Source organism: Marinobacter fuscus (assembly GCF_003007675.1).
Taxonomy (GTDB): domain Bacteria; phylum Pseudomonadota; class Gammaproteobacteria; order Pseudomonadales; family Oleiphilaceae; genus Marinobacter; species Marinobacter fuscus.
The window spans coordinates 1-22,433 of sequence record NZ_PXNP01000015.1 but is presented as its reverse complement, the minus strand read 5'-3'; the positions used below and the strand labels follow the sequence as shown (position 1 = coordinate 22,433).

Genomic DNA, 22,433 nt, shown 5'->3' with positions numbered 1-22,433 from the left:
TAGTCATGATTTGCGGGCCATGGCGGCGGCCATCCGGTCGATCAGTGGCTGGGGTAAGGCACTCAGAAGCTTCAGCGTCCAGGTGAAGCGCCGTGGAAAGGCGATTTCGTTGCGGCCCCGATCCAGCCCGGTCACGATCCGGTCGGCGGCGTCTTCCGCGCTGACCATAAAGGGCATGGGGAAATCGTTCCGGGCAGTCAGGGGCGTTTTTACAAATCCGGGAGAGACCACCACTACCTGGATGCCCTCGGCAGCAAGATCGGCCCTCAACGCATGTGCAAAATAGCTGAGGGCGGCCTTGGAGGCGCCATAACCCTCGGCCCGGCCGAAGGGAAACCACCAGGCGGAAGAGCTGACAATCACCAGCGTCGCGGGCTTGCCAGCCGCTCGAGTGGCGCGCAACGCAGGCAAAGCGATGTCGAGGCAGCGGGCGGCACCCAGCAGGTTGGTATTCAGGTTGCGTTCAATCACCCGGCTGTCGTATTCCCGCACCTCCAGATATTCGCAGATACCGGCATTCAGTATCACCATGTCCAGACCGCCGAAGTGCCCCAAATCACTCCGAATGCCAGCCAGTTGCTCGGTGCTTGTGGTGTCGGCCGGTGCCGGATGTACCTTCTCGGGGTGCTGTCCGGCAAGCACCTCCAGGTGCTCTTTCCGGCGGCCAGTTACGATCAGTCGATGGTTTTGCTGCAACAGTTTCTGGCACAGCGCCTCGCCGATACCAGACGTTGCACCGGTCAGCCAGATGTTGCGGGGGCTTGCAAGCAGGCCGCTCATCCGGCTTTTTCCTTCACCCAGCGGATCACGCCCCCGACGATCGGCAGGTTCTCGTAGAGCAGTTGCCCGGCATCAAAGTAGTCGCGGTGATACCGAACCTTGCCATCGCGAATTTCCAGGTGGCTGATGCCGTTCACCAAAACGATTTTGCCGCCGCGAATCCGCTTGTGAGAAAGCTCCATTACCCAGGGCAGGGAGCACCAACAATCCTGAATCACCGGCATGGTGAAACGGAACTTGCAGGTGTTCACGTTCTTGTAGGCGGCGGCCATGTATTCGGTGAGATCATCCAGACCTCGCACTTCACCGAATGGATCCTGAAATACAATATCTTCACTGTACACTTGCTGGAGCTTGGCAAGGTTACCCTGATCCAGCTCGTTAAACAGGCTCTGAAACTTTTCAAGCGCCACAGACAGGCCTGAATCGGCAGCTCCGACTTCAATTGCAGAGGCAGGCGTCTTCATGACCGGTTCCTCCTTTGGTTATCCAGTTCCCGGGTTTCTTCAAGTACCTTGGCGGGAATCGGGTTCAGATCCCAGATAATGCCGAGCTTGGACATCAGCCATAGCCCGTACCAGGTGATGTCGATTTCGTACCAGCGAAAGCCTTGCCGAACCGACAGAGGCCAGCGGTGGTGGTTGTTGTGCCAACCTTCACCGAGGGTGATCAGAGCCAGCCAGAAATTATTGCGGGAGTCGTCGCTGGTTTCAAAACGGCGTCGGCCCCAGACATGGGAGAGCGAGTTAATGGAGACAGTCGCGTGAAACAGGACAACGGTTGAAATAAAGAAGCCCCACACCAGTAGCTGAAGCCCGTTGGTATGCAAGCCCGGAGCCCAGGCAGCCAGGGCTTCGCCCAGAGCGTAGATGCAGACCGCGGCGAGCGCGGGGATGGCAGAGTCGAAACGATTGAGTAACCGGAGCTCCGGAAACTTCAGCCAGTCGCGCACACGCTTCTCGTTCATGGCAAAACCGGCGTCGCAGGTAAACCAGCCAACGTGAGACCACCAGAAACCGCCCTGGTGGGGCGAGTGCAAGTCTTCTTCATTATCCGAGTGCTGGTGGTGATGACGATGGTGGGCTGCCCACCAGAGCGGGCCACGTTGCGCCGCACTGGCGCCCAGAACCGCAAAGATAAACTGTGCCGGTCGGCTTGTTTTAAACGTTTTGTGAGAGAAATATCGGTGGTAGAAGCCTGTGATCGCAAACATGCGCACCAGAAAGAAGCCGAGCGCAAAGAGCACTGCAAAGGTGCTGGCGCCGGTGTCGATTACCAGCAAGCAGGCTGCATGCAGGGCAATAAATGGCAGCACTCGCACCCAATTAAAAGAGCGCGATGTGGTGTCGAGGTGATCTGTTCCTGCCTCGGAATCGAACCACCTCAGAATGTTCGTTAACCAACTATTTACTCGGGTCATAAACTACCATGCAAGAAGTAACCTCAGACAACACATCAATACGCCGGGTTGCCGTAATCGGTTCAGGGCTGGCGGGCCTGACTGCGGCTATTTTGCTTGGCGAATCCGGCCATAGTGTCAGGGTCTTTGAAAAAAGCCGTGGCCCAGGTGGTCGGCTGGCGGCCAAGCGGGTGACTGATGGCTCCGCGGATATCGGTGCACAGTATTTTACCGCCCGCCATCCGGGGTTTCTGGCGTTTTTGAGCGAAAAAGCCGGGGACACGACGTTTGCCCCCTGGGGCGCCCGGTTGGGCTTTCAGTCGAATGCCGAGGGCTGGCAGCCGTTCCCGGAGGAGCCTCGCTATGTGGGCACACCGCGAATGACGGCCGTCACCCGTGCGCTGTCTGCCCACGTTGAGTTGGAGGCCAATGTAAGGATTCATCGGCTGCAACGGGATGGCGAACGGTGGCGCCTTGAGGATACCGAAGGCAATGTCTACCGGGATTTTGACCGGGTTGTGATTACCGCGCCGCCAGCCCAGGCCAGTGAACTGCTCCACAACAGTGGCATGGCGCAGTTGGCTGAGCGCCTTGTGCCTCACGTAGAAGGTATTCTGCCGTGCTGGGCGGTGGCGGCGCACTTTCCTTCGGCCGTCGATTTTGCCTACCAGGGCGCCCGGCCACATTCCGACACGCTGTTCTGGCTTGCGAATAATTCCTCCAAGCCGGGGCGTGATGGTAAAGGCCAGTGGTGGGTATTACACGCCACGCCTGAGTGGACAAATAACCACCTGGAAACCCCGGTAGATCAGGTTTCTGACGCTTTGGTGGCGGAGTTCCAGGCATTGACCGGCCACCAGGTTGAGCCTATCGAGAGTGTTACCCACCGGTGGCTGTACGCTCGCTCGGAAGCCACTGATTGCCCGGGGTATCTCTATGACGATTCGACGGGCGTTGGGCTTGCAGGTGACTGGCTGGCTGGCGGCAGGGTAGAGGGCGCCTGGGACAGCGCCCGTCAACTGGTCGAATGCATCGATCGCGATTGAGATCGGGCCGGGCGCCACTCACTCTGGGTGGCGCCCGGCCTGCGGTAAAAGTGGGTGATGGTGCCATCGCCAAATTTCGAGAAGAAGGCACTCACCTCAGTGATCTTTTTCAAACTGCGCTGCCGGGTTATCGGTGCTTTCACCAGCACCTTGATGCCATTGAAATTATCCTGAATGTTGGAAAACCGTGCCCGCATGGAGCAAGTCACCACATCGTTCGCCTGAATGCCCAGTTGTTCGGCCAGCCATTGCTGGTGTTTCCGGATGTCATCGCTGCTCAGGTTCTCCCGTGTGTCCAGGTGGTTCAGTTTGACCCGGTTAACAATGCAGAAGGAGTCGCTGTCCGGTTTATTGCGGGCGACCTTCCGGAAGGCTTCCCAGAAAAAGTTATCCGTGAGCTCGGCAAACCAGATCATGTTACTCAGGCAGGTGTCAATCCAGGCAAAGTTCTCCGGGTCTTCCAGGACTTCGTTAATGGCTTCCCGTAACAGCCAGTCGAAACCCAGAGCGGTTTTGTGGGCGTACACCTTGCGGTACATCTGGTATCGGCTGTACACGAAATCTTCCAGTGCCCCAAGACCTTTTGGGGTAATGGCCAGGCCCATCCAGGGCTCGGAGACATCCCAGCCAAAGCGCAGGTTGCTCAGCAGGTGGTCGAGATTGAAACCACCGATGGTCACTGAGCTATGGAAACCGTCCCGCAGCATGTAGTCGGCCCGGTCGGCATCGATTTCGCCCGAAACAATGGACGAAAGCAACCCCAGAACCAGTTGTGGAATGTCTTGTTCCGGAATCGCCCCGGAGCTGGCGTCCTCGCCGGCAATAAATTCCCAGAAGGTGCGGGCGTGGCTACAGAAGGTGTCGCTGGGCGTAACCTGGGTGGTTTCCATAATGCCGATTACATCCACGGCCGCCAACCCGGCACTCTCCAGATCTACCGCAGCAAGGACTTCGTGGGCAACCCGCACAGAGTAGTGCTCGTGCTCAAGCTCTTCCGGCTCACAGGGGTGGTATACGGTAAAGTCGACACCATCCCAAAGATCCCGGAACCGGCCGGGGCGGGACATCAGCTGGCGGATTTTCCGAGCCTGGGTGAACTGGTGTGAGAAACTGGAATGGCCGCTGTCGTGTAACAGGCAGCCCAGCCGAATAGTCTTGGCCAGATAATCGATGGCATCCAACTGATTGAGGCTGAGGTCGGTCTGTTCACTGAGCTGGCGTTCGCGCAGGTACGCATCAATCATGGCCCGGAACATCCGGGTGCCTACGTGCATCACCCCGATACTGTGCAGAAAACGGGAATGGGTGGCGCCGGGGAATACCAGACTGAGAATATCGTTCTGGCAGATATTGCGAAGGCGCTGGAACAGCGGGTGATCGATAACCTGAATTTCGTGCCGGTAGAGTGGTATGCCACCGTGCACCGGATCCATGATGAGCTTGTCGTAGGCGCCGAGTAAATCGTTAACGGCACGTCGCATGGTTATAAATCTCCCAAATTGGTGATCACAGCCTTGTTATATCACAGCCTCATGCCAAAATAGGCCTTATGCAGGCTTTTTTCTTTACCACTGCTAGCTTAGGGCAATCCACATGACCTCGCGCACCGAGCGCATTCTGATTATCGACGCGGATGAAAAGGCCCGGACAGATCTGTCCCGTTACCTTGAGACCCGGGGCTTCTACGTGACGGGCGCGGCGGGTGTTAATGCGGCGCGGGAGCTGTTTGAGGAAGACGCCCCGGATGTCATTTTTGTGGATCTTGCCCCTGAGGCCATTCACTCGTTAGCTGAGCGGCTCGACGGCGCTGAAAATTTTTGCCCGATTGTCGCATGCACCAGCGGTGCGTCCAGTGCTGATGTGGTCAGGGCCATGAGGGCCGGTGCCGCAGACGTGTTGCTGAAACCTTGTAACGACGATCGCAAAGCCATTGATGACGTTATCGACAAGCTCTTTGACCGGGTGAGAGTGACCCGGCTGAACCAGCGTTACCGGCAGGAGCTTGAGGAAGCCAACCGGGATTTGCGGGCCGGAATTGCCGAGCTGCGTGCCGACCAGAACGCCGGGCGCAAGGTGCAACTGAAGATGTTGCCGGAACACGACCTCACCTTGCCCGGGCTACAGGTGGATTATCTGATCAAGCCGTCGCTGTACCTGAGTGGGGATTTTCTCGACTATTTTCCGCTCAGCGACGACAAATCGCTGGTTTACATCGCTGATGTGTCGGGCCATGGGGCCAGTTCGGCCTTTGTCACGGTGCTGCTGAAAAACCTGACCAACCGCCTGCAACGCAATCTGAAACGTCAATCCAGCGATGACATCCTGTATCCGGAGCGCTTTCTTGAACGAATCAACACCGAACTGCTGGATACCGGCCTGGGCAAGCATGTTACCGTGTTTGTTGGCATCATTTCCCACTCGGAGCGTACATTAACTTATGCGGTGGGCGCCCACTTTCCGATGCCGATCCTGTCCTTTGACAATGGGCCGACCCGGTTTCTGGAGGGAAGCGGGCTTCCGGTTGGCCTTTTCGACACCCCGGAGTGGGAGGTTTATCAGGTTAAACTTGAGGGGCCCTTCCGGTTATTGATGTTCTCCGACGGTATACTGGAAGTGATTCCAGCGAAATCGCTGGACGAAAAGGAGAACAGACTACTTGAACTCGTTTCGGGAGGTAGTCACACTATCGCATCGCTGAGCGAGGCTCTGGGGCTTGCCAATTTACCGGAGCTGCCTGACGATATCGCCATTGTATCGGTTACCGATACATTTAACGGGTCAGATCACAAGTCGTCGACTTAGTAGCAGTGTGAATAAAATGGCTGGTTACAAAATCCTGCAAGCAGAACAGCAGGGAATATATGTCCTTAAATTTATTGGGGAAATCCGGCTGAACCTATGTTCGACGCTGGATAATCTGGTTGAATCGATCACCAATGATCCGCATTTCAAGACCGTTGTGATTGATCTTACCGAGACCGACATTGTCGATAGCACCACCCTCGGATTGCTGGCGAAAATCGCCATGGCCGCCCACAAGCGGAGTCACTTCCTGCCGACCCTGATCTCTACCAACCCTGATATTACCCGCATCATCACCTCCATGGGCTTTGATAAAATTTTTATCATTGTCCGCGAACCGGCGTCCCGGATTGAAGAACTGGAAGAAATTCCGGTACTCAAGGCGAGTGAGCAGCAGGTTCGGGACAAGGTGCTGGATGCCCATAAGGTTCTGATGGGGATGAACAGCAAGAACAGGGAAGAGTTCAAGAACCTGGTGAAGGCTCTTGAGTGCGACGAAACCGGCTGAGCGGAAGGTTCGCCGACCAAATACCGATACAACAGAATGGAAAGACTATGCCCGAGGACCAGACGCCGGCTAATGAAGAGGCGAATTCCCGAGAGGTAGCCGTCCTTGGTGGTGGCAGCTTTGGTACCGCCATGGCCAAAGTGCTTGGCGAAAACGGCCACATTGTTCATTTCTGGATGCGAGATGAGGCCCAGGCCGAGGAAATCCGAAGCACCAAGATCAACCGGCGTTACATGCCGGACATCGTTCTGCAGGGCGACATTCGCCCGACCACCGATCTGGCAGAAGCCGTTCGTCAGGCTGAAATCGTTCTGGTCGCTATTCCTTCTAAAGCGTTCCGCACGGTTATCCGGGAGCACAGTACCGAGTTTCGGGATGGCCAGATTGTCGTCAGTCTGACCAAAGGCATTGAAGAGCAGGGTTTCAAGCTGATGAGCGAAATTCTGCTGGAGGAGCTTCCCCGCTGCCGGTCTGGTGTCCTGAGCGGGCCCAACCTGGCGGGTGAAATCGTTAACCGGGAACTGACGGCCACGGTCATTGCCGCCAAAGATCCGGAAGTACGCCGGGCAGTGCAGGATCTGCTGGGCTGTGAATACCTGAGAGTTTACGCCAACGTTGATGTTTATGGTGTTGAATTGGCAGGGGCTTTAAAAAACATCTACGCCATTGTCGCGGGCCTCGCCTCGGCCATGGACATGGGCGAAAACGCCCGCGCCATGCTGATTACCCGCGGGCTGGCGGAAATGAGCCGGTTTGCGGTCAGCCTTGGCGCCAACCCGATGACCTTTATGGGGCTGGCGGGCGTTGGCGACCTGATTGCAACCTGCACCTCCAGCAAAAGCCGGAACTTCCGGGTAGGCTATGCCCTGGGCAAAGGTAAAAAGCTGGACGAAGCCGTTAAGGAGCTGGGGCAGGTAGCCGAAGGCATCTATACCCTGAAACTGGTGCGCGAGAAATCCGAGGCGATCGGTATTTATATGCCACTGGTGCGGGGGCTTTACGAAATCCTGTACAACAATGCATCGATCAATGCCGTAATCAACAGCCTGATGATGGCGGTGCAGAACTCCGATGTGGAGTTTATTCTGCCAAGAACCATCAGCCAGTCGTAATCGAACATACGCCGGCCACTAGCCGAAGGGGGAAATTGTGCATCTGATGATCATGCGTCATGGTGAGGCGGGATGGCATACCCTGGATCAGCAGCGTGAACTGACGGAAGTGGGGCGCCATGGCGTCGCCGACGTGGCCGCCCAGATTGCCGGTTCCCCCTGGCGGCCAGCAGCGATCTGGAGCAGCCCCTACATCCGGGCGCGGCAGACTGCCGCCATTGTGGCCGAAGTGTTGAATTGCCCCATCATCGAGAAGCCGTTCATTACCCCTGACGATGACCCCGGCAAGTGCCTGGATGCGCTTCTGGACAATGAGCTTTCGCCGTTGTTGATTGTCTCTCACATGCCTTTGGTGGGCAGCCTCTCGACCCTGCTGGTGGACGGGCACCGGCAGGGTATTCCCTTCATGACCTCGCAGGCCGTATTGCTGGATATGCCAGTGGTGGGCCCGGGTTGTGCAGACCTGAAAGCGCAGTTTTTGCCTTGATAGTCGAGTTAGCGAAGAACTGAACACACACGGAGACACTATGACCCCGACACCCGAGACGATTGCCAGCGCGGTGGCCAGTGAGCAGACAGCTAAAGGCCTGCCTCCGCTCGACCAGTGGCATCCGGAATTGTCTGGCGATATGGACTTGACCATCACCCGGGATGGCCAGTGGATGTATCAGGGTGAGCCCATTGCCCGGGAAGCCACCGTCCGGCTCTTTACCACCATTCTCCGGCGCGAAGAGGACGGGCACTATTACCTGGTCACACCGGTGGAGAAGTGGCGAATCCGGGTGGAAGACACGCCATTGCTGGCCCACGGTCTGACGGTCAGCGGCGAGGGCGAGCAACAGGTTGTCTCAGTGATCACCAATGCCGGTGAAACTCTGGAAGTGGGGCCGGAACACCCGCTGGAAGTTGGCAGCTATGAGCAAACCGGAGAACCTCGGCCGGTTATTCAGGTTCGTCACGGTGTTGAGGCCCGATTGGTCACCTCGGCTTTTTATGATCTGGCCGACCTGGCGGAAGAGAGGGAACTGGCGGGCACACGGGTGTATGGCGTAACCAGTCACAAAAAATTCTGGGAAATCGGGCCGAGCGGTTGAAAAGCCTGCCTTCGACCCAAACAACAAGGTAGATAACGCAGTCTGTCACTTGTTAAACTGCGTTCTCAGACTTGTTATCGAGCCTGGCTCTCTAACGAGGCCCGGTGGTCGTTAGTCCCTCTGTACAGTCCGGCTGTTCACGATCACTTTCGATTGCCTACAACCTAAATACACTGTCATTGCGGACACGCAAGGAGATCACATGGCCCAACCTCGTGTTGTCACCATCCATTACACGCTCACTAACGACCAGGGAGAGCAGCTCGATTCCTCCCGTGTAGAAGGCCGTGAGCCGCTGTCGTACCTGGAAGGTGCACAAAACATCATCGGCGGACTGGAAAGTGCGCTGACCGAGAAGAACGCTGGCGATCAGGTCAAAGTTTCTGTAGAGCCAGCAGAAGGCTATGGCGAAGTTAACGAAGAACTGGTTCAGCCGGTTCCGCGCTCTGCTTTTGAAGGCGTTGATACCATTGAGCCAGGTATGCAGTTCCAGGCCCAGACACCGGGCGGCCCCCAGGTGGTTCGCGTGGTTGAAGTGAGTGACGAGACCGTCACCATCGACGCCAACCATCCGCTGGCTGGCCAGACTCTGCACTTCGATGTTGAAGTGGTAGAAGCTCGCGAAGCAACCGACGAAGAACAAGAGCACGGCCACGTGCACTAAGCGTTCTCAGTGTTGCTGAAACGGCTCCTTCGGGAGCCGTTTTTCGTTCAGGCCCGGGGTGAATGGCGCCGCACAATCGTGCCCTGATCACCCACTGCGTAAACTGCACCGTCATAGCCAACGCAGACATCTCTTAACCCGACAGACACCGATGTGGATTCGGCCTGCCATTGGCCATCTCTCAATATCGCCGCGCAGCCTCGGGTGCCAACCGCAATCAATTCTCCGTTGGGCAGGCCATCGATGGCCATCAGATCGTCTCTGAGTCGAGTGGGTACGGCTGCCCAGCGGCTGCCATCAAAGTGGGTTGCGGTGCCAGAGAGCCCAACCACCCAGATATTATCCAGGGCGTGCCCCCAGACACCGTACAGAAACTGCTCGCTGTTGGCGTTGAAGGATTTCCAGTCGCGCCCGTTGTAGCGCAGCACCAGGCCGAAATCGCCGACCACCAGCAGGTCTCGGCATCGTAGGCCCAGATGTCGTACAGCGCCGACTGGGTGCCACTGGTGACCCGCTGCCAGCGCAGTCCGTCAAAATGCAGAATCAGCCCTTCATCACCCACGGCATAGATACACTCCGGGCCCGCCCCCCACATGGCCAGAATGGTGAGATCCAGATGCAGGTCAAAATGCCGTTGCCAGGCCTTGCCGTCGAATCGGTAAATGCGGCCCTGTTGCCCTCCGGCAAACAGCCCGGCACCGTCACAGCCCCACAGGCAATGTACGGCCAGGCCATCGGGAATGGCTGGCAGTGCCTGCCACCGGTCGCCTTCAAGCCGCAGAACCGTGCCAGCTTCGCCACCAGCCCAGGTGGTGCCTTGAGCGTCTTGCCAGACGCACCAGAGCTGATGTCGGCTTGGGGAATCCATGACCTGCCAGCGGCTGGCATTGGCGTTGTGGTTGCGTGCGTCTTCGGCGAGGGCGCGGACAAACCCGGGTGAGGCGGTCATCACCGTGCCGAAATCCCCCACCACGATGGCTTCATCCGACGGCAGGGGAATCACGTCCATTAGATCATGCTGGCTGTCGCAGGCCAGGCGGGTGATTTTGCAGTCGTTCAGGTAGTACAGGTGCCCGCGGTCGGCAACGATCAAAACGCCAGCTTTGTAGTGCTTGAGTGCGCGCAATCTCGGCATATCCAAGTCAGGATGGAGCACCTGAAATTGTCCGTTCGCATAGTGCACCAGTTCGCCGCGGAACCCGCCTTTATCCACAAAGTAGCGGCCACCGGCTAGCAACAATTCGCCGTCGGCGAGCGACAGCACGGCCTGAAAACCGCATTGATAGGGGCACTCCAGAGGCAGCCATTGGCCTTCGATGGTTCGTTCCAGAACACAACCGCCAAGGCCAGCGGCGTAGACTCTGCCATCACTGGCGCAAGCCACCGCTCTGAGGTTATCAAACACTCCGGAGCTTTCAGGGCGCCACTGCCGACCATCGAAGTGCAGAATCCGGCCTTCATCACCCACTGCCCAGGCTTGTCCGCTATCCTGGCCATCAATGGCAAATAACGGCGTGTTTTCGGCGGTAGCCTGGTACTGTTGTCGCTCATGGTCGATCACGGCGCCCTGTACCAGTGACCAGGCCTGGCCATCGTAGTGGAGAATACTCCCCATCCAACCCACGGCGTGCAGGTCGCTTGCGCTTCGCCCCCAGAGCCCATGAATGGGCGTGGTTACAGGTAGCGCCATGGGCGTCCAGCCCTCGCTGGCATGGTCGCCGCGCACAGAGAGGTGCACCATACGCCCGTTGTCGCCAGCCACGAACACCTCGCCTTGGCCGCTCCAGCCTGTCCAGAAGACATCGCCGTCGCCGCCAGACACCTCGGGTACCTGATACCAGTGGGCGGCATCCGGTGCGGCCGGGTCAAACCGTCCGGCCAGGCGACCGAAGAACGAACGACGGCTCAGGTCTGCAGTTGAGGACATAGTCAGGCTCCAAAAGGAAAGAGGGTGCGGAATGGCTTGTGTATTGAAGAATCAGCCCTGATTTCTCAGGCGTTGTTGCTCGGCTTTTAACAGCTCGTTCAGGGCGTCGGCCTCTGGGCCGTTACGGAATTGCTCAGGCAAGAGCCCGGGATTGGCGAGCATATCTGCAACGCTGGCCTCGGCAAGGTGGTTCAGCTCCTGCTTCCCAGCTTCCAGTTGTGCAGCCCGTGCATACGCCAGGCATGCCCCGGCAGCCTCGGCGAAGGCTCTGGCTTCGCGGCTCTCCGGTGCTTCCAGCGCCACCGGTTGGCCCGAGTCCGAGGCTACCGCCAATGCCGGCGAGAAGGGGATTTTGGCGATAGAGGGCAAGTCCAGCTCTTGCAAAACCTTTTCCAGCGGGGCATTCGGAAACAAGTGAAACTCTGTAGCGCAGTTGGGGCAGGTGACACCCGCCATATTTTCAATCACGCCAATCAGCGGCAATTGCCGCTCTTCACAAAAGCGGAACGCCTTGAGGCTGTCCATCAGGGCGATGTCCTGGGGCGTGGTGGTGAGCACGCCCGCAGTTGGATGGCCTTCGAGCAAGTCGGCCAGGGTGATCAGTTCATTGCCGGTGCCCGGAGGCATGTCGACAAACAGGAAGTCCAGCGGGCCCCAGTCAAAACTGCCAATCAGGTGATGAATGAAGTCGTGCTTGTAGGCGTCGCGCCAGACAATGGGTGTGTCGTCGCTTTGCATCAGAAACGCCAGGGAGGCGACCTTTACCGGCTCCGGCAGGGCGCCACCAAAGCAGCCGGGAGCCTCCAGACCATTGGCTCCAAGTTTGACCTTCCGGCCAACCAGGTTGAACAAGCGGCTCTGGTTGGGGCCGTGAATATCCGCATCGGCCACCCCTACACGAAACCCTTTCTGGCTCATGGCAATGGCCAGGTTGGCTGTGACGGTGCTTTTGCCAACACCGCCTTTGTTCGCCATCACCAGAACCACCTGGCCAATGTCGGCCAGGCGCTTTTCCAGCAGGGATTTCTCATGGAATGCCTTATCGAGCTGGCACTCGCCTTCTCGGGGGCAGAACTGGCAGGCGTGCCCCCGATTGCAGTCTTCCGGCCTCAGGGCCAGTGGATCCCGCTCACCCGGGTTAAACTGAGATACGGCCATCTGGTCTCTTCCCGTTGCTGTGTTGTGTTTTTATTATTGGCTGTCGCTGTTATCCAGCATAATCCAGTTATGGGTGACTTTCTTGTTTCCGTCCCGTTCATTGTGGTGACCTTCCCAGAGCGCGAAGACCACGGGAATGGTATCGCGGGACAAATCGACTTGATGTTCGCCGTCCTCATCGATTAAGCGCGACATGACCACGTGCCACTCGCTGTCCTGGGCGATCTCTTCCGGGAAGTATTCGCTGGCACCGGTGACTGTTTGCTCGGGCAGGTGGGTCGTGCTGCCAAAGCCGCCAGCGGCCAGGTTTTCAATTTGCTCCTGGTCGGAGCGCCAGTACCAGATATTCACCGGATTATCCGGCCCCGAACCCATCATATAACTGGTTTCCGGGCCAGCGATGGCGTACTGCACCGCTACGCCGTCGCGGAACTGGTCGACGGTGGTGCTGCGGTCTTCACTGGCGTCTTTCCAGCGCAGGCGGATGTAAAAGCGATCTTTGGATTTGGCCACCTGAAAGTACAGATGCTTGGCTTCCATATCCGTAGGGTCGAATCTCAGCATCACTGACGGGTGCACTGGAGGGGCGGTGGTCAGGCCGGTGCGGTACACCGGCAGGCGATCCCAGATAAGATCGTCTGGGTCGTCCTGGGTGCGCAGATAGATGTTGTCCGGTATTCGGGCGACCTTGACGGTATCGCCGGGATTGACTTCGGTTACGTTTGGGTTGCGTTCTGAGTGATCCGCCGCAGCCGTACCGGCGACGCTCATCATCAGTCCCAGAACGGCAAAGGTGGTGGTGGGGAAAGATCGCTTCATGGCTCGTCCCTCGTTGAACGTTAATCCCAGAGCCCCTGGGGTACCGATTGAGCCGGTATCAGTCGCTCGTTGTGAGCGTCTGATGCCGCCAGCACGGCCTCCAGCTGCTGTTGTTGGTTCATGCACCATTCGGGCAGATTACGCACCAGCCAGGCCAGTGTCGGCTCAAGTTCCGCGCTATCGAGATGCTGGTATCGGTCACGTATGGCCGACGCCAGCGGGGTAAGATAGCGTGACAGAAAATCTCTCTGGGCCCGCTGATAGGGCGCCGGATCACTCCCGCGGTCACAGGCGCTCTCTTCCAGGTGGCAGAGCAGGGCGCAGAATTCCAGCATGGCCACCAGATGATCCGGCTCCTCCACATGGCCCTCGTCCTGCTCGGCGGCCTTCAGACCAAAGTGCTTGTAGAAGGCCTGAATGTTCAGCAGAAAGCTGCCCTGCGCCGAGCCTGCCATCAGGTGCTTGTAGGCACTGGCAATCAGCGGCACCTGGGGCTTGCCTTTGCGACCGGACAGGAAGGTGTTGGTGTAGCCGACCTGCAGGGCTTCCAGGCTGGCGTCTGACGGACGGGCTGGGCTACCGGTCGGTGCCGACATTCCGAGCAGGTGCAACGCTTCGGCCATTGCACCGAGGGCGCGGCCATCCACCAGTACCTGGCGGGTTTCCGGCAGGGGGTAATCCAGCAATGCGGCGGCGGTGCGGAACAGAGCACCCCGGGCACTGGCGATGTCGGTGGGTTCTGTGGCGAACATTGAAGATCCTCTGCTCAGCTCAGTTTGAACATTTCGGCGTGGTTGTAGCCGATTAGGGTGTCCATCAGCTCACTGCCTTTGCCGTCCGCCTTGGCCTGACGCTCGGTGCGGATGGTGTCCAGCGCTGCCGCGACACCATCTCCGAACAGGCTTTCCAGGTATTCCAGCGGAATGCGGGATTCGTCCAGCATTTCACCATCAGGGCCATATTTGGGCGGTGACAGCGGCGGTACATAGAAGACATTGGGCTGAGTGCCCCATTCCGGATGCAGTGGCAACGCCACCTTGTACTTTTCCACCAGCATGTGAATCGGGCCTTCGGTGTCGTCCCGGTAGCCGATCCAGCGGATACGCCCGACACATTGCTGGGCGCAGGCGGTGGGCAGGCCTTTTTCGATGCGGGGATAGCAGAAGATGCACTTCTCGGATTTTGAAATCTGCTCGTTGAAGTACACCTTCTTGTAGGGGCAGGCGTTTACGCAGTAGCGGTAGCCTCGACACCGCTCCTGGTCGATCAGCACAATGCCGTCTTCCTGGCGCTTGTAGATGGCGTTGCGGCTGCAGGCGGCCAGGCAACCCGGGTTGGCGCAGTGGTTACAGAGCCTTGGAAGGTAAAAGTAATAGCTGTTCGGGTAATCGCCTTCGCCCTGGTCTTCATCCCAGTTGGCACCCCAGGTAGGCTTTACGTTGGGGCGCAGCCAGGGGTCGGTGCCGGTCATCAACGCTTCTTCGTAGTTGTATTCCCAGGGAATGCCGTAATCCTCCTGGCTCGGCTGGCGACCTGCACGCAGAGCTCCCGCTTCATCAAAACCACCTCCCATGTTCTGATAATCCCGTGGGTAGCCTTTGCCGGGCTGGGTTTCTACGTTGTTCCAGTACATGAACTCGCGGCCGTTGCGATTGGTCCACATCAGTTTGCAGGCGGTGGTGCAGGTCTGGCATCCAATACATTTGTTGAGATCCAGGACCATGCTCAGCTGGCGTTTAACAGTCATGACGCTCTCCTATTAAATGGTCCTCGGGTCTGCAATTTCTTCCGGCTTGGCCAGGGCGATGTCGTAGCTGCTTTCGTGAATCACCTGGTTGGCGTTCCACTTGGCGTAGATGAACTTCAGGTGCCCCCAGCCGCCAACCAGCTCTAACGGCTGCAGCAAGGTCACGTGGCTGTTGTTCATCGGGCGCCGGTGGATGTACTGGTGTGGCTCCCAGCCGTGCTCCATCATGATCGAGTCTGCCGGAATGCTCGGGTACAGCTTGGCCTGGGCGAAAAACGCGCCGTTGCCATTGAACAGCCTCACCCGGTCGCCATCTTTGATGCCCCGCTGTTCCGCCAGTTTCGGGTTGATGTAGATATTCGGCTCACCCCGCTGGAGCCTGAGCATGTATTTGTTGCTGCGCCAGTTGGAGTGAATACCCCAGCGGGTATGGGGGGAGTAGAAGTGCAGCGGGTAATTGGAGGCTTCGGGGCCCGCATACAATCTGGCGGTGGGCACCGTAGACTTCAGCTTGACGAATCTCGGGTGATCCACATAGAACGTGATGCGCCCGGTCAGCGTCTCATAGGGCTTCTTGCCGTCGGTCTGCGCGGTGAACGGGTTGTAGGGCTGGTCTTTCTGCAGCGGCTGGTTGGTACCGGCGTGCTCGTTCAGCACGATAAAGCCCCGCTCAGCGGCATCCTCGAGCGTCACACCACCAAATTCCGGCGAGTTCTCCACGATGTACCGGGTGGCATCCAGTGCGGTCATCAGTTGGCCGTTGTTGGTGTAATCGTCGTGAATGGTGTGCAGGTCGCGGGTAACGTCGCCGTCCTGAATCGGGCCAATGCCCCGGGCGATGGCCCGCTCCTGGATCTTCTTGGTCAGCAGAGCCATGATGTCCCAGTCCGGCTTGGATTCACCCACCGGCGGTACCGATTCGGTAAACACGTTACAGAACCGGTGGTAACCTTGGGTACGCAGATCCCAGGCTTCGTAATGGCTGGCGGCCGGTAACACGTAGTCCGCCCACTCGGCGGTGGAATCCATGCGCACATTCACGTTGACGTAGAGTTCGCTGGCCTGGCGTAGGTGTTCTTCCCGATATTTTTCGGCCATCTTGTTGCGGCGGAAGGTGTTATCCGCAACCGCAATCATGCCTTTGATTTCGCCGTAATAGGGCATCCAGCCTTCATCGATGGACTCCTGGATCATTTCCTCCATCTCGTCGATATCAAATCCGACTCGCTCCTTGAGCTTCTTGTTGTCGAAGTGATTGCGAATGCCTTCCATCATGCCTCCACGCAGCACTTCGCCAAGGCCGCCCGCTTCGTAACGGGCCGATTTTTTACCGCCGAAGGTCGACAGCTCGGTCCATTTAGGGTGATTCCAGACCACCCAGGAGGTGTCCAGGCCGCCGGTGCGGCCCCCGTGGCCGGTAAGGGCCAGGGTGAGGGCGTAGGCCCAGGCGGTGTACAGGCAGTTGGAGTAACTGGAGGTGATGTAGCCCAGCATGATGATGGCCTTGCGGGCATTGGCAATGTGCCTTGCCTCCTGGCGCACCACATCCGGGTGCAGGCCGGTTTGCTTCTGGGTTTTCTCCGGCGTGTACTTGGCGGCTTCTTTTTTAACCTGCTCGAAGACCGTGGTCACCTTGATGCCGTTAACCTCGAACCGGCCTTCCAGAGCCGGATCGACACTGCCCAGTTTTAGGTCTTTGTCGTCGCTGCCCATGGAGCCTTTGGCTTTCACCGCCTGCTTGTTGGGGTCGTCTCAGAAAACGGAAAATAAAGCACGCTAAGGCGTAACTACCCTCGGCTACACCGCGTCGGCACCACGCGGCTCTTTCTCCCCTTGCAGCGAAGCAATCAGCGGGCAAGAAACGTTCCCTTGCCGCGCATGGCAGGCGAACACAAGTTCGGATAGCACGGTTTCCATGCGCGCCAGGTCGGTCATTTTTTCGCGCACGTCCTGAAGCTTGTGCTCGGCCAGGCTGCTGGCTTCCTCGCAGTGGGTGCCGTCATCCAGCCTCAGCAGCTCTGCGATCTCGTCGAGGCTGAATCCGAGCCGCTGGGCTGATTTCACGAAGCGCACCCGCGTCACATCCGCCTCGCCATAGCGGCGGATGCTGCCATAGGGCTTGTCCGGCTCCGGCAACAAGCCCTTGCGCTGATAGAACCGGATTGTTTCCACGTTGACCCCGGCCGCCTTGGCGAAAACGCCAATAGTCAGATTCTCCAAATTTTTTTCAATATCGCTTGACTCCGTACATTGGTACGGAAGTAAGCTTAAGCTATCCAATCCAGATTTGAAAGGACAAGCGTATGTCTGAACCTCAAAACGGGCGCGGGGCGCTCTTCACTGGCGGGCTAGCCGCCATCCTCGCCTCGGCTTGCTGCCTGGGGCCGCTGGTTCTGATCGCCCTGGGGTTCAGCGGCGCTTGGATCGGCAACTTGACGGTGTTGGAACCTTATCGCCCGATCTTCATCGGCGCGGCGTTGGTGGCGCTGTTTTTCGCCTGGCGGCGCATCTACCGACCGGCGCAAGCCTGCAAACCAGGGGATGTGTGTGCGATTCCCCAAGTGCGCGCTACTTACAAGCTCATTTTCTGGGTCGTGGCCGCGCTGGTTCTGGTCGCGCTCGGATTTCCCTACGTCATGCCATTTTTCTATTAATCACAGGAGTTCATCATGAAAAAACTGTTTGCCTCTCTCGCCATCGCTGCCGTTGTTGCCCCCGTGTGGGCCGCCACCCAGACCGTCACGCTGTCCGTACCGGGCATGACCTGCTCCGCTTGTCCGATCACCGTCAAGAAGGCGATTTCCAAGGTCGAAGGCGTCAGCAAAGTTAACGTGACCTTCGAGACACGCGAAGCGGTTGTCACCTTCGATGATGCCAAGACCAGCGTGCAGAAGCTGACCAAGGCCACCGAAGACGCAGGCTATCCGTCCAGCGTCAAGAAGTGAGGCACTGAAAACGGCAGCGCAGCACATCTGACGCCCTTGTCTGCTACCACAAACGAAAAAGGATCTGTCGCATGACCCATCTAAAAATCACCGGCATGACCTGCGACTCGTGCGCGGCGCACGTCAAGGAAGCGCTGGAAAAAGTACCCGGCGTCCAATCTGCCATAGTGTCCTATGCCAAGGGCGCGGCCCAGCTCGCCCTTGATCCAGGCACAGCGCCGGACGCACTGACCGCCGCCGTGGCTGGCCTGGGCTACAAAGCGATGCTCGCCGATGCCCCGCCGACCGACAACCGCACTGGGCTGTTCGACAAGGTGCGCGGCTGGATGGGTGCCGCCGACAAGGGCAGCGGCGGCGAGCGCCCGTTGCAAGTCGCCGTGATCGGCAGCGGTGGAGCCGCGATGGCGGCAGCACTGAAGGCCGTCGAGCAAGGCGCGCAGGTCACGCTGATTGAGCGCGGCACCATCGGCGGCACCTGCGTCAACGTCGGTTGTGTGCCGTCCAAGATCATGATCCGCGCCGCCCACATCGCCCATCTGCGCCGGGAAAGCCCATTCGACGGCGGCATGCCACCCACACCGCCGACGATCTTGCGCGAGCGGCTGCTGGCCCAGCAGCAGGCCCGTGTCGAAGAACTCCGTCATGCCAAGTACGAAGGCATCCTGGACGGCAATTCAGCCATCACCGTTCTGCACGGTGAAGCGCGTTTCAAGGACGACCAGAGCCTTATCGTTAGTTTGAACGAGGGTGGTGAGCGCGTCGTGATGTTCGACCGCTGCCTGGTCGCCACGGGTGCCAGTCCGGCCATGCCGCCGATTCCGGGCCTGAAAGAGTCACCCTACTGGACTTCGACCGAGGCCTTGGTCAGCGACACCATTCCCGAACGCCTGGCCGTCATCGGCTCGTCGGTGGTGGCGCTGGAACTGGCGCAAGCCTTCGCCCGGCTGGGTAGCCAGGTCACGATCCTTGCGCGCAGCACGCTGTTCTTCCGCGAAGACCCTGCCATCGGCGAGGCCGTCACAGCCGCCTTCCGTGCCGAAGGAATCAAGGTACTGGAACATACGCAAGCCAGCCAAGTCGCCCATGTGGACGGCGAATTCGTGCTGACCACTGGACAGGGCGAAGTGCGCGCCGACAAGCTGCTGGTCGCCACCGGCCGGACACCGAACACGCGCAGCCTGGCATTGGAAGCGGCGGGGGTAGCCGTCAATGCGCAGGGGGCCATCGTCATCGACAAGGGCATGCGCACCAGTAGCCCGAACATCTACGCGGCCGGCGACTGCACCGACCAGCCGCAGTTCGTCTATGTGGCGGCAGCGGCCGGCACTCGTGCGGCCATTAACATGACCGGCGGCGACGCCGCCATCAATCTGACCGCGATGCCGGCCGTGGTGTTCACCGACCCGCAAGTGGCGACCGTGGGCTACAGCGAGGCGGAAGCGCACCACGATGGCATCGAAACCGACAGCCGCACGCTGACGCTCGACAACGTGCCGCGTGCGCTCGCCAACTTCGATACCCGCGGCTTCATCAAGCTGGTCATCGAGGAAGGCAGCGGACGGCTGATTGGCGTACAGGTGGTGGCCCCGGAAGCGGGCGAACTGATCCAGACGGCTGTTCTCGCCATTCGCAACCGCATGACGGTGCAGGAACTAGCCGACCAGTTGTTCCCCTACCTAACGATGGTCGAGGGCTTGAAGCTCGCGGCGCAGACCTTCAGCAAGGACGTGAAGCAACTGTCCTGCTGCGCCGGATAAGGAAAAGGAGGTGTTCGATGAACGCCTACACAGTGTCCCGACTGGCCCTTGAGGCCGGGGTGAGCGTGCATATCGTGCGCGACTACCTGCTGCGCGGATTGCTGCGGCCAGTCGCCTGCACCACGGGCGGCTACGGCTTGTTCGATGACGCCGCCTTGCAGCGGCTGTGCTTTGTGCGGGCCGCTTTTGAGGCGGGCATCGGCCTGGACGCATTGGCGCGGTTGTGCCGGGCGCTGGATGCGGCGGACTGCGATGAAACAGCCGCACAGCTTGCCGTGCTGAGTCAGTTCGTCGAACGCCGACGCGAAGCGTTGGCCGATCTGGAAGTGCAGTTGGCCGCGATGCCGACCGCGCCGGCCCAGCAAGCGGAGAGTCTGCCATGAACAGCCCCGAGCGCTTGCCGACCGAGACACACAAGCCGTTCACCGGCTACCTGTGGGGTGCGCTGGCGGTGCTCACCTGTCCCTGTCATTTGCCGATTCTCGCCATTGTGCTGGCCGGCACGACGGCCGGCGCGTTCATCGGCGAGCACTGGGGTATTGCAGCCCTCACGCTGACCGGCTTGTTTGTCCTGTCTGTGACGCGGCTGCTGCGGGCCTTCAGAGGTCGATCATGAGCGCTTCCCAGCCAATTGAATGGACAGTGGCGCAACTGGCGCAGGCGGTCGAGCGCGGGCAGCTTGAGCTGCACTACCAGCCGATTGTCGATTTGCGCAGTGAGCAGATTGTCGGCGCGGAAGCCCTGTTGCGCTGGCGTCATCCGACGCTCGGACTGTTGCCGCCGGGCCAGTTCCTGCCCGTGATCGAATCGTCCGGCCTGATGCCGGAAATCGGCGCATGGGTGCTGGGCGCAGCCTGCCGTCAAATGCGCGACTGGCGGGTGCTGGCATGGCAACCGTTCCGGCTGGCCGTCAATGTTGCGGCGAGCCAAGTGGGGCCAGATTTCGACAAGTGGGTAAAGGGCGTGCTGGCCGATGCCGGGTTGCCCGCCGCGTATCTTGAAATTGAGCTGACCGAATCGGTTGCGTTCGGTGATCCGGCGATCTTCCCCGCCCTGGAAGCTTTGCGACAGATCGGTGTGCGCTTCGCCGCCGACGACTTCGGCACCGGCTATTCCTGCCTGCAACACCTGAAATGCTGCCCCATCAGCACGCTCAAGATCGACCAATCGTTTGTCGCCGGACTCGCCAACGACCACCGCGACCAGACCATCGTGCGCACCGTGATTCAGCTTGCGCATGGGCTTGGCATGGAAGTAGTGGCCGAAGGCGTGGAAACATCGGCGAGTCTTGATTTGTTGCGACAAGCGGACTGCGACACAGGACAAGGCTTCCTGTTCGCCAAGCCGATGCCGGCGGCGGCATTCGCCGTCTTCGTCAGTCAATGGAGGGGTGCCACCATGAATGCAAATGATCCGACTGCCACCAGTTGCTGCGTGTGCTGCAAGGAAATCCCGCTCGATGCCGCCTTCACCCCGGAAGGCGCGGAATACGTCGAGCACTTCTGCGGGCTGGAGTGCTATCAGCGCTTCCAGGCGCGCGCCAAGACCGGGAGCGAAACCGATGCCGATCCGAACGCCTGCGACTCATCACTGTCAGACTGAGGCATACCCTATCCTGATGTCAGGAGAAGCCACCCAGCAACTGTCATTTTCAGAAGACGACTGCACCAGTTGATTGGGCGTAATGGCTGTTGTGCAGCCAGCTCCTGACAGTTCAATATCAGAAGTGATCTGCACCAATCTCGACTATGCTCAATACTCGTGTGCACCAAAGCGAGGTGAGCATGGCGACGGAGGCTCTGTTGCAAAGATTGGCGGCAGTCAGAGGTAGGCTGTCGCTCTGCGCCGATCAGGCGGCTGCTGCGAAATGGTGGTTGAGCATGCCCATGGCCTCCGTCAGCGCCGAGGGCCCAATGCCAAAAGCTCTCTCCACAAGGCGCACCTCGCCCCTGATGCCGGGCTGCAGGCACCAGGGGCGAGCCTGTCCTTTGCGCAGGGCTCGCATGACTTCGAATCCCTTGATCGTGGCATAGGCCGTGGGGATCGATTTGAAACCGCGCACCGGCTTGATCAGTATCTTGAGCTTTCCGTGATCGGCCTCGATCACGTTATTGAGATACTTCACCTGCCGGTGGGCCGTCTCCCGGTCCAGCTTTCCTTCGCGCTTCAATTCGGTGATCGCTGCACCATAGCTCGGCGCTTTGTCGGTATTGAGCGTGGCAGGCTTTTCCCAGTGCTTCAGGCCTCGCAGGGCCTTGCCCAGGAACCGCTTCGCTGCCTTGGCGCTGCGGGTCGGCGACAGGTAGAAATCGATCGTGTCGCCCCGCTTGTCGACTGCCCGGTACAGGTAGGTCCACTTGCCCCGCACCTTGACGTAGGTTTCATCCAGGCGCCAGCTCGGATCAAAGCCACGCCGCCAGAACCAGCGCAGCCGCTTCTCCATCTCCGGGGCGTAGCACTGGACCCAGCGATAGATCGTCGTATGGTCGACCGAAATGCCGCGTTCCGCCAGCATTTCCTCAAGGTCGCGATAGCTGATCGGATAGCGACAATACCAGCGCACCGCCCACAGGATCACATCACCCTGGAAATGGCGCCACTTGAAATCCGTCATCGTTCCGTCCGTCCAATCTCCGCCAAGCATGCTCAAGCTTCACGATTTTTGCAACAGAGCC

At 59.1% G+C, this 22,433-nt stretch carries 26 protein-coding genes; 13 read left to right on the top strand and 13 right to left on the bottom strand.

The window, feature by feature from the left end; all coding sequences use genetic code 11:
• Window positions 1-3: 3 nt before the first annotated feature.
• The 3 genes from C7H09_RS04250 to C7H09_RS04240 are packed head-to-tail and all read right to left on the bottom strand — an operon-like array spanning window position 4 to window position 2,200.
• Window positions 4-780 carry an SDR family NAD(P)-dependent oxidoreductase gene (locus C7H09_RS04250; protein ID WP_106761383.1) on the bottom strand — a complete coding sequence of 259 codons (777 nt, stop codon included), beginning with the start codon at window positions 778-780 and terminating at the stop codon, window positions 4-6.
• Window positions 777-1,247 carry a nuclear transport factor 2 family protein gene (locus C7H09_RS04245; protein WP_106761382.1) on the bottom strand — a complete coding sequence of 157 codons (471 nt, stop codon included), beginning with the start codon at window positions 1,245-1,247 and terminating at the stop codon, window positions 777-779. The genes C7H09_RS04250 and C7H09_RS04245 overlap by 4 nt, the downstream gene beginning before the upstream one ends.
• Entirely contained in the window at window positions 1,244-2,200 is a 957-nt protein-coding gene (locus C7H09_RS04240; protein ID WP_106761381.1) for an acyl-CoA desaturase, read from the bottom strand. Before C7H09_RS04240 ends, C7H09_RS04245 begins: the two co-directional genes overlap by 4 nt.
• Window positions 2,201-2,208: 8 nt before the next feature.
• Here C7H09_RS04240 and C7H09_RS04235 point away from each other — a divergent pair, with 8 nt between their 5' ends.
• Window positions 2,209-3,225, top strand: coding sequence for an NAD(P)/FAD-dependent oxidoreductase (locus tag C7H09_RS04235; protein ID WP_106761380.1), 1,017 nt, complete (start codon window positions 2,209-2,211; stop codon window positions 3,223-3,225).
• Here C7H09_RS04235 and C7H09_RS04230 read toward each other — a convergent pair.
• The gene (locus tag C7H09_RS04230; RefSeq protein ID WP_106761379.1) at window positions 3,195-4,706 is read right to left on the bottom strand and encodes an HD domain-containing protein; all 1,512 of its coding nucleotides are present in this window, start codon (window positions 4,704-4,706) and stop codon (window positions 3,195-3,197) included. The genes C7H09_RS04235 and C7H09_RS04230 overlap by 31 nt on opposite strands.
• Before the next feature lie 112 nt (window positions 4,707-4,818).
• Here C7H09_RS04230 and C7H09_RS04225 point away from each other — a divergent pair, with 112 nt between their 5' ends.
• The 6 genes from C7H09_RS04225 to C7H09_RS04200 all read left to right on the top strand — a co-directional run bounded on the left by C7H09_RS04225 (window position 4,819) and on the right by C7H09_RS04200 (window position 9,405).
• Complete coding sequence (locus tag C7H09_RS04225; RefSeq protein ID WP_106761378.1) at window positions 4,819-6,027, top strand: PP2C family protein-serine/threonine phosphatase; 1,209 nt, start codon at window positions 4,819-4,821, stop codon at window positions 6,025-6,027.
• 16 nt (window positions 6,028-6,043) lie between these two features.
• A complete protein-coding gene (locus tag C7H09_RS04220) occupies window positions 6,044-6,535 on the top strand; it encodes an STAS domain-containing protein (RefSeq protein WP_106761377.1) in 492 nt (163 codons plus the stop codon).
• A gap of 47 nt (window positions 6,536-6,582) precedes the next feature.
• On the top strand, window positions 6,583-7,647 hold the full coding sequence (locus C7H09_RS04215) for an NAD(P)H-dependent glycerol-3-phosphate dehydrogenase (protein WP_106761376.1): 1,065 nt from the start codon (window positions 6,583-6,585) through the stop codon (window positions 7,645-7,647).
• 37 nt (window positions 7,648-7,684) lie between these two features.
• A complete protein-coding gene (locus C7H09_RS04210; protein WP_106761375.1) occupies window positions 7,685-8,134 on the top strand; it encodes a SixA phosphatase family protein in 450 nt (149 codons plus the stop codon).
• A gap of 40 nt (window positions 8,135-8,174) precedes the next feature.
• On the top strand, window positions 8,175-8,741 hold the full coding sequence (locus tag C7H09_RS04205; RefSeq protein ID WP_106761374.1) for a DUF1285 domain-containing protein: 567 nt from the start codon (window positions 8,175-8,177) through the stop codon (window positions 8,739-8,741).
• Between the two features lie 202 nt (window positions 8,742-8,943).
• Complete coding sequence (locus tag C7H09_RS04200; protein WP_106761373.1) at window positions 8,944-9,405, top strand: FKBP-type peptidyl-prolyl cis-trans isomerase; 462 nt, start codon at window positions 8,944-8,946, stop codon at window positions 9,403-9,405.
• A gap of 47 nt (window positions 9,406-9,452) precedes the next feature.
• Here C7H09_RS04200 and C7H09_RS04195 read toward each other — a convergent pair whose 3' ends face one another.
• From C7H09_RS04195 to C7H09_RS04160, 8 genes are all read right to left on the bottom strand, one after another.
• A complete protein-coding gene (locus tag C7H09_RS04195; RefSeq protein ID WP_106761372.1) occupies window positions 9,453-9,656 on the bottom strand; it encodes a hypothetical protein in 204 nt (67 codons plus the stop codon).
• Complete coding sequence (locus C7H09_RS04190; RefSeq protein WP_106761371.1) at window positions 9,656-11,332, bottom strand: WD40/YVTN/BNR-like repeat-containing protein; 1,677 nt, start codon at window positions 11,330-11,332, stop codon at window positions 9,656-9,658. The genes C7H09_RS04195 and C7H09_RS04190 overlap by 1 nt, the downstream gene beginning before the upstream one ends.
• Before the next feature lie 51 nt (window positions 11,333-11,383).
• On the bottom strand, window positions 11,384-12,490 hold the full coding sequence (locus C7H09_RS04185; RefSeq protein WP_106761370.1) for a P-loop NTPase: 1,107 nt from the start codon (window positions 12,488-12,490) through the stop codon (window positions 11,384-11,386).
• A 33-nt stretch (window positions 12,491-12,523) separates the two neighbouring features.
• Window positions 12,524-13,309: an ethylbenzene dehydrogenase-related protein gene (locus C7H09_RS04180; protein WP_106761369.1), complete on the bottom strand. Its 786-nt coding sequence runs from the start codon at window positions 13,307-13,309 to the stop codon at window positions 12,524-12,526.
• A 20-nt stretch (window positions 13,310-13,329) separates the two neighbouring features.
• Window positions 13,330-14,061: a molecular chaperone TorD family protein gene (locus tag C7H09_RS04175; protein ID WP_106761368.1), complete on the bottom strand. Its 732-nt coding sequence runs from the start codon at window positions 14,059-14,061 to the stop codon at window positions 13,330-13,332.
• A 14-nt stretch (window positions 14,062-14,075) separates the two neighbouring features.
• Window positions 14,076-15,056 (bottom strand): chlorate reductase subunit beta, encoded by a 981-nt coding sequence (gene clrB / locus C7H09_RS04170; RefSeq protein ID WP_106761367.1) that lies wholly within the window; start codon window positions 15,054-15,056, stop codon window positions 14,076-14,078.
• Between the two features lie 12 nt (window positions 15,057-15,068).
• Complete coding sequence (locus tag C7H09_RS04165; RefSeq protein ID WP_206074262.1) at window positions 15,069-16,787, bottom strand: molybdopterin dinucleotide binding domain-containing protein; 1,719 nt, start codon at window positions 16,785-16,787, stop codon at window positions 15,069-15,071.
• Window positions 16,788-16,853: 66 nt separating this feature from the next.
• Entirely contained in the window at window positions 16,854-17,288 is a 435-nt protein-coding gene (locus tag C7H09_RS04160) for a mercury resistance transcriptional regulator MerR (protein ID WP_000414383.1), read from the bottom strand.
• A 71-nt stretch (window positions 17,289-17,359) separates the two neighbouring features.
• On the opposite strand from C7H09_RS04160, the gene C7H09_RS04155 reads away from it, so the two are divergent.
• The 6 genes from C7H09_RS04155 (at window position 17,360) to C7H09_RS04130 (ending at window position 21,360) form a co-directional block, all read left to right on the top strand.
• Window positions 17,360-17,710, top strand: coding sequence for a mercuric transport protein MerT (locus C7H09_RS04155; protein WP_001294666.1), 351 nt, complete (start codon window positions 17,360-17,362; stop codon window positions 17,708-17,710).
• A 15-nt stretch (window positions 17,711-17,725) separates the two neighbouring features.
• Window positions 17,726-18,001: a mercury resistance system periplasmic binding protein MerP gene (merP, locus tag C7H09_RS04150; RefSeq protein WP_000732290.1), complete on the top strand. Its 276-nt coding sequence runs from the start codon at window positions 17,726-17,728 to the stop codon at window positions 17,999-18,001.
• A 71-nt stretch (window positions 18,002-18,072) separates the two neighbouring features.
• Window positions 18,073-19,758 (top strand): mercury(II) reductase, encoded by a 1,686-nt coding sequence (merA, locus tag C7H09_RS04145; RefSeq protein ID WP_003090700.1) that lies wholly within the window; start codon window positions 18,073-18,075, stop codon window positions 19,756-19,758.
• 17 nt (window positions 19,759-19,775) lie between these two features.
• A complete protein-coding gene (gene merD, locus C7H09_RS04140) occupies window positions 19,776-20,141 on the top strand; it encodes a mercury resistance co-regulator MerD (RefSeq protein ID WP_003090698.1) in 366 nt (121 codons plus the stop codon).
• The gene (gene merE / locus C7H09_RS04135) at window positions 20,138-20,374 is read left to right on the top strand and encodes a broad-spectrum mercury transporter MerE (RefSeq protein WP_003090697.1); all 237 of its coding nucleotides are present in this window, start codon (window positions 20,138-20,140) and stop codon (window positions 20,372-20,374) included. Before merD ends, merE begins: the two co-directional genes overlap by 4 nt.
• The gene (locus C7H09_RS04130) at window positions 20,371-21,360 is read left to right on the top strand and encodes a DUF3330 domain-containing protein (RefSeq protein WP_010792470.1); all 990 of its coding nucleotides are present in this window, start codon (window positions 20,371-20,373) and stop codon (window positions 21,358-21,360) included. Before merE ends, C7H09_RS04130 begins: the two co-directional genes overlap by 4 nt.
• A 247-nt stretch (window positions 21,361-21,607) precedes the next feature.
• Here C7H09_RS04130 and C7H09_RS04115 read toward each other — a convergent pair whose 3' ends face one another.
• On the bottom strand, window positions 21,608-22,372 hold the full coding sequence (locus C7H09_RS04115; protein ID WP_001389365.1) for an IS6-like element IS6100 family transposase: 765 nt from the start codon (window positions 22,370-22,372) through the stop codon (window positions 21,608-21,610).
• Window positions 22,373-22,433 lie beyond the last annotated feature (61 nt).